Raw genomic sequence first — 13246 nt, forward strand, 5'->3', positions numbered from 1 at the left:
GACTGCCCATCCTTCTGCGCAGCCTTGTACGTTAAAGCCAATACACGATTCATTGTCGCACTGCTCATTGGGGCATCTGAGTCATAACGGGAAGGAAGAATGTAATCAGACCCACCGGCAAATGTCTTCAAGGCAATCAGAATGTCCATAGCCTGGCGTGACAAAAATACCAGGTGAGGGTTACGCCGTTTCATCCTCTCTTTAGGAATCGTCCACAACGCTTCGCTAAAGTTAATTTCGCTCCAGGTTGCATTGGTTAATTCGCTTTTGCGTACCATAGTCAGCAATAGCAACTTTACCGCAGCACGAATCGAAGGGGTGGTTCCTACCTTTTCCATATAGCGGTACATCAAACCAATCTCAGCCGGTGTTAACGTTCGGTCTCTTGGCTCAAACCGCGCGATACTTACGGGCCTCACCAGGTCTGCCGGGTTCTCAACTTTCTGCCCTCTCTCAATCGCCCATCGATACACCTGGAGTACAATATCACGTGTGTGTACAGCCGTTGCGGGCGCTCCACGCTCTACTATTGCATCAGTCAGTGCTCGCAGATCTTCATGGGTAATTTCTGTAAGCTTCCAGTTACCAAATTTATCTTTAAGTTCTCGGGTATAGACTGAGCGACGCATATCTCGGGTAGAATCGGCCATCTGATAGCCACGCAGCCATTTTATAGCCCAGGCACCAAAGGTTTCAGCATCTTTGGTTCTCGCCTTCGCACGTGCTTTCTCTTTGGCCGGTGACTTTCCATCAGTAACCATTCTCTTCGCTTCATTGAGACGCTCACGCGCTTCTGCTAACGTGATGCCTCCTACTCCATAGCGACCAAAGGTAATGGTTTCTTGTCTGCCATTGATCGAGTAGTTGTAGCGAAAAGAAATAGAGCCCGCAGTCGTCACAGCAACATAGAGGCCATCACGGTCATTGACTTTGTAAAGTTTATCTTTGGGTTTGAGATTGCGTAGCTTGGTATCAGTCAGCATGTATCGACCTATTATTATTGTTTGATACCATGCTGAAAAACCTCTAAAAAATAGAGATTAATCTTTATAAAACAGATAGATATGTAAATTTAATACCATGCCCCATCAAAAACACTCAGCATGGTATCGGGCGTAATCCATGGCATTACCGATGAATCATACCCATCAAAATACCACGGTCAAACCGTGCTTGGCGTTGCCAGACATTGCCAAAAATCACTAAGCCAAAAACGAAAAAAGTCCGCAATTACGCGGACTTAAGTATGATTTAGTGCTTGTTAATGCCAGACCTTTCTTAAAGGAGCATTATTCCCACTCGATAGTCGCTGGTGGCTTACCAGAAATATCATAAACTACACGAGAAATGCCATCGATTTCATTGATGATACGGTTAGAAACCTTACCTAGGAAATCGTATGGTAAGTGCGCCCAGTGTGCTGTCATGAAATCAATCGTTTCTACCGCACGTAGTGACACAACCCAATCGTATTTACGACCATCGCCCATTACGCCAACCGAACGTACAGGTAGGAATACCGTAAAGGCTTGAGAAACTTTATTGTAAAGATCCGCAGCGTGAAGTTCTTCAATAAAGATAGCATCGGCACGACGTAGTAAATCACAATATTCTTTCTTCACCTCACCTAGAACACGTACACCTAGACCAGGGCCTGGGAATGGGTGACGGTAAAGCATATTGTATGGTAGACCTAGTTCTAGACCAATTTTACGGACTTCATCTTTAAATAATTCACGTAATGGTTCAACCAAGCCCATTGCCATATCATCTGGCAAGCCACCAACATTATGGTGAGATTTAATTACATGCGCTTTACCTGTTTTCGATGCTGCAGATTCAATCACATCAGGATAAATAGTACCTTGTGCTAACCATTTAGCGTTCTTCAGTTTCTTCGATTCTTCATCAAAGATTTCTACGAATACGCGACCAATGATTTTACGTTTGGCTTCTGGCTCATCTTCACCACCTAAAGCTTCAAGGAAACGGTTTTCTGCATCGACATGAATGATATTAAGACCAAAATGATCGCCAAACATTTCCATTACTTGATCTGCTTCATTCAAACGTAGTAAACCGTTATCAACAAACACACAAGTTAATTTAGGACCAATCGCACGGTGGATTAGCATCGCAACCACTGATGAATCAACACCACCAGATAAACCTAAGATCACTTCATCATCACCCACTTGCTCTTTAATGCGAGCAACTGCGTCTTCGATGATTGAAGATGGTGTCCATAATTTGCTACAGCCACAGATATTTAGCACAAAGTTTTCAAGCATACGTAAGCCTTGGCGAGTGTGCGTGACTTCTGGGTGGAACTGAACACCGTAGAAACGTTTTTCTTCGTTGGCCATTGCCGCGTACGGACAAGTATCAGTTTGAGCAACTTTGGTGAAATTGCTTGGAATCTCAACTACTTTATCGCCATGACTCATCCATACATCTAAAAGTGGTTTGCCATCTTCAGAGATTGCATCTTCGATGTTTTTGAATAAAGCACAATCAGAAATAGACTTAACTTGAGCATAACCAAATTCACGCTCGCTGGAACCGGCCACTTTGCCGCCTAGTTGCTCAGACATCGTCTGCATGCCGTAACAAATACCAAATACCGGTACGCCAGCATTAAAAACATACTCAGGAGCGCGAGGTGAACCGGCTTCAGTTACACTTTCTGGACCGCCCGATAAGATAATACCGTTTGGATTAAATTCACGGATATCCGCTTCGTCTACATCCCAGCTCCACAGTTCACAATACACACCGATTTCACGGATACGACGAGCAATCAATTGGGTGTATTGAGAGCCAAAATCTAAAATTAAAATGCGTTCAGCATGGATATTGGTTGTCATTAGTGTTCTCTAATAATCTAATCAAAGTGGGTGTGGTACGAGTTTCGAGTTTCGAGTTTCGAGTTTCGAGTTTCGAGTTTCGAGAAGACTAGCCTCCCTGTATCTAAACTCAAACACTCATACCTTTAAAATATTATCTGGAGTAAAGCTTTACCGTTATAACTCACTTTACCCCATAGATTAACAAGTTACATTCTATTGTAGTTTGGCGCTTCTTTGGTGATCTGTACATCATGCACATGCGACTCTTGAATGCCTGCACCTGAAATACGAACAAATTCCGCTTTAGTACGCATATCTTCGATGGTTGCACTACCCGTTAAGCCCATGCTTGAACGTAAACCACCCATTTGTTGGTGGATAATTTCTTTTAGGCGACCTTTGTATGCAATGCGACCTTCAATACCTTCAGGTACTAGCTTGTCTGCAGCATTATCCGATTGGAAGTAACGGTCTGATGAGCCTTGGGACATCGCCCCTAGTGAGCCCATACCGCGGTAAGACTTGTAAGAGCGACCTTGGAAAAGAATTACTTCACCCGGCGCTTCTTCCGTACCTGCGAACATAGAGCCAACCATCACGCAAGATGCACCAGCGGCAATCGCTTTACAGATATCCCCAGAGAAACGGATACCACCATCAGCAATCACAGGAATGCCAAATTCAGCGGCAGCACTTGCCGCTTCTGAAATAGCCGTAATTTGTGGAACGCCTACGCCTGTTACGATACGAGTAGTACAAATAGAACCTGGGCCGATACCGACTTTAACCGCATCAACACCAGCATCAATGAGTGCACGAGCGCCGGAAGCCGTTGCTACGTTACCACCGATGATTTGTAGATCAGGGTATAGAGCGCGTGTTTCTTTAATGCGATCAAGTACGCCTTGCGAGTGGCCATGTGATGAGTCAATCAATAACACATCAACACCGGCTTCAACTAACGCTTTAACACGTTCTTCGTTACCAGCACCAGCGCCAACTGCAGCACCAACACGTAAACGGCCACGCTCATCTTTACAAGCGTTCGGTTTACGTTCAGCTTTTTGGAAATCTTTTGCCGTTATCATACCTGAAAGTTGGAAAGCGTCATTAACGACCAATACTTTCTCCACACGATGGGCTTGCATGCATTGCTGAACTTCACTCATTGATGCGCCTTCTTTTACAGAAGCAAGGCGATCTTTTGGTGTCATTACTTGTTCAACTTTTTTTGTTAAATCGGTTACAAAACGCACGTCACGACCGGTAATAATACCGACAAGATCGTTGCTTTCTGTCACAACAGGAAAACCAGCAAAACCGTGTTTCTCGGTTAATGCTTTTACATCAGCTATGGTTTCATCAGGACGGATTGTCACAGGATTGCTAACCACACCCGCTTCGTAAATTTTTACTAAGCGAACTTCTTCAGCTTGTTGCTCAATCGACATATTTTTGTGAATAAAACCGATACCGCCTTCTTGAGCTAGAGCAATAGCCAAACGAGCTTCTGTTACCGTATCCATAGCGGCAGAGATCATTGGTACATTAAGGGTGATCTTTTTAGTCAACTGAGTGCGAAGATCAGCTGTATTTGGAAGAACAGTAGAGTGTGCTGGGACGAGCAGTACGTCATCAAACGTTAGAGCTTCTTTAGCGATTCGTAACATTGCAATATCTCACATAAGAGTTTTGGAGGAATAAATCCCGCATTGAGCTTGAACTCTCCGCGATAAACTCATTTCATCGTTTCGCATAATAAAATGAATTTGGGATTTGATATTGCAGCGGGATTATACGCCTCACGCAATCGTTTGACTAGCCGTTTTTAATAGTTTCTTCATGATATTTTCATCCATAAAATTATTGATGGTAAATATGCTGAAAATTCGTTTATTTATTAGCTTTATAGGTATTATTTTTTGCGTTGAAATTACCAACAGTATTAGGCTCTAAAGCCAACAAACGCTATAATAAAATTGATTGCTGATATTCACATAACTTTCAAAATGGCTGCTAATGACCCTAAATTCTAACCCTAATATTTTTACCGTATCTCGTTTAAATGCCGAAGTCAGAATGCTACTTGAAAATGAAATGGGCATTGTGTGGTTAGTGGGTGAGCTATCAAACTTTTCAGCGCCGGTTTCTGGCCATTGGTACTTCTCATTAAAAGATGCTCGTGCTCAAGTCAAATGTGCCATGTTTAAAGGCAATAACCGACGAGTGAGTTTTAAACCACTTAATGGCAACCAAGTATTAGTTAAAGCACGTTTATCTTTATATGAACCGCGTGGCGACTACCAATTGATCGTCGAAAGTATGCAGCCTGAAGGCGATGGCCGCTTACAACAAATGTTCGATGAATTAAAAATGAAATTAGCCGGTGAAGGCTTATTTGCTCAGCACCTTAAAAAGCCCTTGCCCGACAATCCGAAACGTATTGGGGTGATTACTTCCAAAACCGGCGCGGCTTTATATGACATTCTCGATGTTTTAAAACGTCGCGATCCTAGTCTACCCGTCATCGTCTACCCAACCACGGTACAAGGGGAAGACGCCGCATTTAAAATTGCCCAAGCGATTGGACGAGCGAACAGCCGTAATGAATGCGATATTTTGATTGTTGGACGAGGCGGTGGTTCGCTAGAAGATCTATGGTGTTTTAACCATGAAATTGTGGCAAGAACCATAGCGTCAAGCCAAATTCCAATCGTCAGTGCGGTTGGTCATGAAATTGATGTCACGATTGCTGATTTTGTTGCCGATGTCCGTGCTCCGACCCCATCGGTTGCGGCAGAACTAGTTAGCCGAGATAATAGCCATAAAGCACAAACTATTTTAAGCAAGCAACAAGCGTTAATGAATGCTTGGCGTCATTATAAGCATCAGCAAAAAATACAGCTCAATCGATTACAATTTGCATTAGAAAAGCAGCATCCTCGCTATCAGTTAGAAAAGCAAAGCCAAAAGTTAGATAGCCTTACTTCTCGTATGCAGCAAGCTTTAATTAGGCAAATAACACAATCAAGAAATCAATTGGAACGAGCGCAACAAAGGCTCAACTTTTACTCACCAAATAAGGCTATTGAGCGTAATCAGTACCACCTAAAAAACAATAAAGAACGATTGATCCAAGCTATTAACCAACATTTATTAAATCAACACTACCGAGTTTCTCTTCAAGCAGAAAAACTCGATACCGTCAGTCCTCTTTCCACTTTAAAGCGTGGTTATTCGATAACTCGAGATGAAAATGGCAAGCTGATCACGGATACTAAGCAACTCCGTTCAGGCCAGACAATTAATACAAAATTTATTGATGGTGATATATACTCAGTTATTGTGTGAGTTTTTTTTGAGCACTATGCATTCCAGTAGCGAGGTTTGATTTGAATCAGCATAAAGAAATTTGGACATCACTCTGACAAGAGATCGTAGACTTGGTTACTGGCCTTACCGAAATACTGGTCGCGCTGATTATTCATAAAAATTCCGGTAGCATGGAAGTCATAAAGGCCAATATTAAGGCTGATAATCCTGACTATATTGGAGCTAAGAAAGCCTTTTGTCATAACTTATATTATCATCATGTAGTATAAACTGACTCACCTCTACATATCTCCAACACTCTAAAGCGGGATAATGAAAAGATAATCCTGACATCAAACTAGGTATGGTTGCCTATTATGGCGTACCAATCTATTTTGCAGATGGTAGCACTTTCGACACTTTTGTATTTTAGATAAGATTAATAGATCTTCCACCGATCTTCCGCTTTCTACCACGTGATCAGCGATCTACCCCATTAAGAATATTTATATCACCATATACCGAAAGCATAAGTTACATGTTCTGCATTTCAATTTTAAAAAGCATAATAATCTAAATATTAATTTTAAAATGTCACGATCCGATATTTTCAACATTTCATAAAACTCTATTTAGGCTATTAAACTAAAAGATCATTGTCCTACAGGAGAAGCAACTTCTAATTGGAATTAGTGCTTCCAATGCACTTATCTAGAAGATGGATTGATATAACTAAATTCACTGGAGCTATACCCAAGTGACTTTAAAGTGCAGAATTTAGAGTTATCATCCAAACCTTTAAATAAGAAAGATTGGCGAAGGAATGTAGGTACCTTTCAAACCAATTTGACGCTACCTATCTCTTATAAAAAAAGAAGGGGGCTAGATGAGTCTTCGAAGGGCAAGTTAAAACAAGCTTTATGCTGCATTAAATTGAACAGAGATAGAATAACTATGATCATATTCAATTTTCCTTTCCTATAGCTTGTTTTATTCTTGTTGAAACTCCTATCTTAATGTTACTTGGGTATATACAAAAAATGTTACTTGGGTATATACAAAAAATACCACTCAATTGGAGTGGTATTTAACGTTACAGGTTATTGTGCGTGTAGAAAACTACTTTTTACGGCCACGCTTAATCAAACTCACCATACGCTTACGCTTCTGCTCTTCAGAATAACCTGCTTTTTTAGTTGCTGCTTGATTCTCAAATGGATTCTCACTATTTTGGAATTGAATACGAATTGGTGTACCCATGATTTCCAAAGAACGACGGAAGTAGTTCATCAAATAGCGCTTGTAAGAATCCGGTAGATCTTTTACTTGGTTACCATGCACTACCACGATTGGCGGGTTGTAACCACCGGCGTGGGCATATTTCATCTTCACGCGGCGACCACGAATAAGCGGCGGCTGGTGATCATCTTGCGCCATCTTCATGATACGAGTTAGCACAGAAGTACCAACACGTGTCGTGGCAGATTTATACGCTTCTTGTACTGATTCGAACAAATGTCCAACGCCCGTACCATGTAATGCCGAGATAAAGTGAATACGAGCAAAATCAACGAAACCTAAACGGCGATCTAGCTCTTTCTTCACGCGCTCTTTGACATCGGTATCAAGACCATCCCACTTATTCACCGCAATCACCAGTGAACGACCCGCATTGAGCGCAAAGCCTAATAAGCTAAGATCTTGGTCGGAAATATTTTCACGAGCATCAATGATCACTAAAACAACGTTAGCATCTTCAATCGCTTTTAAAGTTTTAATGACCGAGAACTTTTCAACCGCTTCATTAATACGCTTACGACGACGAACACCGGCAGTATCAATCAACACATATTCACGCTCATCACGCTTCATTGGGATATAGATAGAGTCGCGAGTCGTTCCTGGCATATCGTAAACTACGACACGCTCTTCACCCAGAATACGATTAGTCAGCGTTGATTTACCAACGTTTGGTCGACCAATGATAGCAAGTTTAATTGGTTGATCTTGTAGACGTTTAAACTCAGCTTCCGCTTGCTCTTCCGTGTATTCAAGCTGCTCTTCTTCCACATCCACATCACCAGTAAGATCTTCAATCCCACCATTGAGTAGTGCTTGTTCTGCTGCAAGTTCGTCTGAAAAAGGCTTTAATGCTTTATCAATTAAGCTCATAACACCACGGCCATGCGCTGCTGCGATTTGATAAATCTTATCCATACCTAGCTGCCAAAATTCAGCGCTTGCCGCGTCAGCATCAATACCGTCAACTTTATTAACCACTAACATGCTTGGTTTTTCACGCATACGTAGGTGACGGGCGATTGCCTCATCAGCCACGGTTAGACCAGCACGACCATCCACCATAAATAAAACGACATCCGCTTCTTCAATCGCCGCTAATGACTGTTCAGCCATTTTGGTTTCTACGCCGTCTTCGGTGCCATCAATACCACCGGTATCGATCACGATGAACTCATGCTCACCCGACTTGGCTTGACCATATTTACGATCGCGAGTTAAGCCTGGAAAGTCAGCCACCAGCGCGTCACGTGTACGTGTAAGACGATTAAATAACGTGGATTTACCAACGTTTGGACGCCCAACTAGAGCCACTACAGGAATCATATTTACCTCTACAATCTTTAAAATCACATCAGTAGTTATAGGTAATGATCATCGACATGATGGTTACCTATAACTACTTAATCTATTCAACATTCTTAGATAACGGCTAAAATAGCCATAGCTAAGAATAACAACGGCTCCTATAATCCGAGTTGGATAGGAGCCGATTACTCATACTGATAAAATCAGGGGCGCAAATTATATCACGATCCTTCAGGGATCTGCATTTTCTTTATCCCCCCATCACGATCTATGATGATAAAGCCATCATCTGTTTCAATTGGTGCTGTCGCGATACCTTCATCATCAATTAACTGTTGGGCGACAAATTTACCTGACGTTCTATCTAGCCAATGTAGATAACCTTCTCCATCCGCCACGACAAGGTAGTTACCTATCATTACAGGTGCGGTTAACTGTCGATACTCTAGGGATTCATTACTCCAAATCTCCGTGCCACTACGGATATCTACAGCCGAAATATGATCTTTATCAGTCACTACAAAAATACGGCTACCGTCAGTCGCAAGGTCAGTTGCAGAAGAATAAATACGCTTCCACATTGGTGCACCTGAACGTAAATCAATCGCGACCAACTGACCATTTACACCAACCGCATATAGGTTAGCCCCGATAATTAATGGGCTAGCATCAACATCGACAAGACGATCTATTTCTGTTGATCCTTTTGGAGTACCAATCGGTTGTTGCCACAATAACTGACCACGTTGAATCAATGCTGCAGCAAGACGACCATTTGCCATCCCCCAAAACACACCGCCAGAAATAGACACGGGAGAACTATCACCACGTAAAGTTAAGTTAGGCACTTCATTAGTGATATCCCAAACTTTCTCGCCAGAATCTTGCTTTAAAGCAATCAGAGAGCCTTTACTGGTATGCAACATCACTAGACTTTCATCAGCTAGTGGCTTTGCTAAGATCTCACCATCAACTTTCTGTTGCCAAACAATAGAACCATCTTCTACCGACAGGGCAAATGCTTCGCCATTTTCAGTACCGATATATAACTTGTCATAAGAGGCGGTTAAGCCACCGGATAAACGAGCGGGGCTATCTTCAGATAAATCTTGTTCCCAGAGGGTATCTCCAGTTTCAGGATCCAGAGCTTTAACTTCACCATCTCGGCTTGCAACAAATACTTTGTCATAAGCATACACTGGAGAAAGTTTTGAAAAATAATGTCCAACTCCATTACCGATAGAACTACTCCATTCTGTTGTCGGAGTAAATTGGCTATTTACGACTGGTAGCGGGGCCATCACAATCGTATCTTCTTCGCTAGAACAGCCGAGTATACCAAGTGCAATAGCTGAAATCGCTAAGCTACGGTTAAACATTTTTTTCATGCAAGACATCCCTTACTTTGCAAGATCATCAAGTTTAATTTGCAGTGTTTGATTGGTTGAACCATCTTGTTGGGCTTGAGTATATGCTTTCACTGCGGCGTCTTTATCGCCCTTTAGTAAATAAATATCACCGATAAGCTCTTGGTTTCTTGCCTTCCAAGCTTCTGATTTTACAGATGAAACCGTTTTAATCGCATTATCATACTCGCCTTGTGCCGCAAGCACGCGTGCAGTACGGTAAGCGATAATTGGCGTTAAAGTTTCATCTTTGGTATTAGCTTGAGCCCATTTCAACTGAGTAAGTGCATCATCGAGCTTATCAGCATCGATTTGTGCTTTTGCTAGTTGTAATGCTGTTAAAACCGCATAAGACGTTTTATTGTTATTATCAATGAACTCTTGTGCTGATGCAGCGGCATCAATACCTTTCGCTTCAATATTCGAAACGATGGCGGTATAACCATGTGATGCGGTTTCTTGTGCCTTTGTTTGAGTGTCTTGATAGTAACGCCATCCCACAATGCCACCAATACCAACAACAATACCGATAATCACAGCTTTACCGTTCGCATGCCACCAATCTTTAATTGCTTCTACTTGTTGTTCTTCATCAGCGTCGTAGATACTCACGTCTTGTCCTCTTAAATAAATCGACTCAATATAAATTAAATAATGTTAGCTAAATGAACAGCAACATCGGCTTGTGGCATAGTTTGTTGTTCACCACCAGCAAGATCTTTAACCACAACCGTTTGCTCGGCCACTTCATTTTCACCCAATACCAGTGCAATGGTTGCGCCTACTTTATCTGCACGTTTGAATTGCTTCTTAAAGTTACCGCCACCAAAGTGAGTCATCAGACGAAGTCCCGGTACTGATTCTCGTAATTGTTCAGCAAGCTTCATACCATTAACTAAAGTACCTTCACCTGCTGTTACTAAGTAAACGTCAACCGATTTACGAGTGTCATTAAGCTCTAAGGTTTCTAACATTAAGACTAAACGCTCAAGTCCCATTGCAAACCCTACAGCAGGAGCAGGCTTACCACCAAGCTGCTCAACGAGACCATCATAACGACCACCACCACAAACAGTACCTTGTGATCCTAGGCTTTCGGTTATCCACTCAAAAACAGTCTTATTGTAATAATCTAAACCACGAACTAAACGTTGATTGACTTGATATTCAATGCCCGCAGCATCGAGTAATTCACATAGACCTGCAAAGTGAGCTTTTGAATCATCATCAAGATAATCGGCTAGTTGAGGTGCATCGACTAAAATCGCTTGGATCTCAGGATTTTTAGTATCTAATACACGCAGAGGATTGGTGTACATACGACGTTTGCAGTCTTCGTCCAGTACCTCAATATGCTGCTCTAAAAATTCAATCAAGACATTACGGTAGTGTTGACGAGCTTCTAAAGAGCCAATCGAGTTCAATTCAAGGCGAACGTGCTTATCGATCCCCAACTCACGCCATAGACGTGCAGTCATCATGATCAATTCAGCGTCAACATCTGGTCCTTGTAAACCAAACACTTCTATACCAACTTGGTGGAATTGGCGATAACGACCTTTTTGTGGACGTTCATGGCGAAACATTGGGCCCATGTACCACAAACGCTGCTCTTGGTTATAAATCAAACCATTTTCAATTCCAGCACGCACACAACCCGCAGTCCCTTCAGGACGCAGAGTTAAACTATCACTATTACGGTCTTCAAAGGTATACATTTCCTTTTCAACCACATCGGTAACTTCACCAATCGCACGCTTGAATAGGTTTGTCATCTCAACGATTGGCATACGGATCTCACTGTATCCATAAGAGCTAACGACACGCTTCACCGCGTCTTCAACTTTATGCCACAGTGGAGATTGAGTCGGAAGGCAGTCGTTCATGCCTCGAATTGCTTGAATTGTTTTACTCACAGTCTTTACCGTTTATATTCGTATAGGTGATTATTTATCGATGTGGCTGATATCAATACGGTTATTGCTATCTAACATGGATGCTTTGGCGCGAATTTTTGCTTCTAATTGATCGATAACTTTATCATTATCAAAGCGTTCTTTTTGGCGTTTACCATCTTCATAAAACGCACTTTTCTTATTACCGCCAGCGATACCCATGTGCGAAACCTCAGCTTCACCTGGGCCATTAACCACACAACCGATAATAGAGACATCCATTGGAGTAATGATGTCTTCTAAACGTTCTTCTAGTGCATTCACAGTACCAATGACGTCAAATTCTTGACGAGAACAGGTAGGGCATGCAATGAAGTTGATGCCACGAGAACGAATACGCAGCGACTTCAATATATCGAAGCCAACTTTAATTTCTTCAACAGGATTAGCCGCTAGAGAAATACGTAGTGTATCGCCGATACCTTCCGCTAACAGCATACCTAAGCCAACCGCTGATTTAACAGAGCCAGCACGAGCACCACCTGCTTCGGTGATCCCTAGGTGCAATGGTTGCTCAATTTGTTTAGCCAATAAACGATAAGAATCGACGGCTAGGAATACATCAGAGGCTTTCACGCTGACTTTAAACTGATCAAAGTTAAGGCGGTCAAGAATATCCACATGGCGCATTGCTGATTCCACTAATGCTTCCGCAGTCGGTTCGCCATATTTTTGTTGGATTTCTTTTTCTAAAGAGCCACCATTAACACCAATTCGAATTGGAATGTTTTTGTCGCGAGCGCAATCCACAACTGCACGAATACGTTCTTCGTTGCCAATATTACCAGGGTTGATTCGCAAACAATCCACGCCATATTCCGCTACTTTTAACGCGATGCGATAGTCAAAATGGATGTCAGCAACAAGAGGAACATTCACTTGTTGTTTAATCAACTTAAAGGCTTCAGCTGCATCCATGGTTGGTACTGATACGCGAACAATATCCGCACCAACTTTTTCAAGTGCTTTAATTTGCGCGACGGTTGCTTCAACATCAGTAGTACGAGTGTTCGTCATTGACTGAACAGCAATCGGTGCACCGTCGCCAACAGGCACGTTACCAACATAAATACGGGTTGACTTGCGTCGTTTAATAGGAGATTCGTGTTGCATAATA

At 42.2% G+C, this 13246-nt stretch carries 9 protein-coding genes; 1 reads left to right on the forward strand and 8 read right to left on the reverse strand.

All coding sequences use genetic code 11. The features are described 5' to 3' along the window. The 3 genes from ACN0T8_RS04480 to guaB form a co-directional block, all read right to left on the reverse strand. The coding region (locus ACN0T8_RS04480) for a tyrosine-type recombinase/integrase (RefSeq protein ID WP_417879421.1) at positions 1 to 983 on the reverse strand (983 nt) is incomplete at its 3' end. A 306-nt stretch (positions 984 to 1289) separates the two neighbouring features. Beyond that, on the reverse strand, positions 1290 to 2867 hold the full coding sequence (gene guaA, locus ACN0T8_RS04485) for a glutamine-hydrolyzing GMP synthase (protein ID WP_417879422.1): 1578 nt from the start codon (positions 2865 to 2867) through the stop codon (positions 1290 to 1292). A 188-nt stretch (positions 2868 to 3055) separates the two neighbouring features. Further along, entirely contained in the window at positions 3056 to 4519 is a 1464-nt protein-coding gene (gene guaB / locus ACN0T8_RS04490) for an IMP dehydrogenase (protein ID WP_417879423.1), read from the reverse strand. A gap of 349 nt (positions 4520 to 4868) precedes the next feature. Here guaB and xseA point away from each other — a divergent pair, with 349 nt between their 5' ends. After that, complete coding sequence (gene xseA, locus ACN0T8_RS04495; RefSeq protein ID WP_417879424.1) at positions 4869 to 6200, forward strand: exodeoxyribonuclease VII large subunit; 1332 nt, start codon at positions 4869 to 4871, stop codon at positions 6198 to 6200. A gap of 1080 nt (positions 6201 to 7280) precedes the next feature. Here the strand turns inward: xseA and der are convergent. The 5 genes from der to ispG form a co-directional block, all read right to left on the reverse strand. Beyond that, complete coding sequence (der, locus tag ACN0T8_RS04500; RefSeq protein WP_417879425.1) at positions 7281 to 8786, reverse strand: ribosome biogenesis GTPase Der; 1506 nt, start codon at positions 8784 to 8786, stop codon at positions 7281 to 7283. Between the two features lie 203 nt (positions 8787 to 8989). Beyond that, on the reverse strand, positions 8990 to 10156 hold the full coding sequence (gene bamB, locus ACN0T8_RS04505; protein WP_417879426.1) for an outer membrane protein assembly factor BamB: 1167 nt from the start codon (positions 10154 to 10156) through the stop codon (positions 8990 to 8992). 12 nt (positions 10157 to 10168) lie between these two features. Continuing rightward, a complete protein-coding gene (locus tag ACN0T8_RS04510; RefSeq protein ID WP_417879427.1) occupies positions 10169 to 10786 on the reverse strand; it encodes a YfgM family protein in 618 nt (205 codons plus the stop codon). Between the two features lie 35 nt (positions 10787 to 10821). After that, on the reverse strand, positions 10822 to 12090 hold the full coding sequence (gene hisS / locus ACN0T8_RS04515; protein ID WP_417879428.1) for a histidine--tRNA ligase: 1269 nt from the start codon (positions 12088 to 12090) through the stop codon (positions 10822 to 10824). A gap of 30 nt (positions 12091 to 12120) precedes the next feature. Then, entirely contained in the window at positions 12121 to 13242 is a 1122-nt protein-coding gene (gene ispG, locus ACN0T8_RS04520) for a flavodoxin-dependent (E)-4-hydroxy-3-methylbut-2-enyl-diphosphate synthase (RefSeq protein WP_417879429.1), read from the reverse strand. Positions 13243 to 13246 lie beyond the last annotated feature (4 nt).

It is taken from the genome of Vibrio sp., from assembly GCF_048266485.1.
GTDB lineage: Bacteria > Pseudomonadota > Gammaproteobacteria > Enterobacterales > Vibrionaceae > Vibrio.

Coding starts and splice junctions, on each gene's coding strand:
- ispG (WP_417879429.1), bottom strand. CDS start 13,242: ATGCAACACGAATCTCCTATTAAACGACGCAAGTCAACCCGTATTTAT.
- guaB (WP_417879423.1), bottom strand. CDS start 4,519: ATGTTACGAATCGCTAAAGAAGCTCTAACGTTTGATGACGTACTGCTC.
- xseA (WP_417879424.1), top strand. CDS start 4,869: ATGACCCTAAATTCTAACCCTAATATTTTTACCGTATCTCGTTTAAAT.
- der (WP_417879425.1), bottom strand. CDS start 8,786: ATGATTCCTGTAGTGGCTCTAGTTGGGCGTCCAAACGTTGGTAAATCC.
- guaA (WP_417879422.1), bottom strand. CDS start 2,867: ATGACAACCAATATCCATGCTGAACGCATTTTAATTTTAGATTTTGGC.
- bamB (WP_417879426.1), bottom strand. CDS start 10,156: ATGAAAAAAATGTTTAACCGTAGCTTAGCGATTTCAGCTATTGCACTT.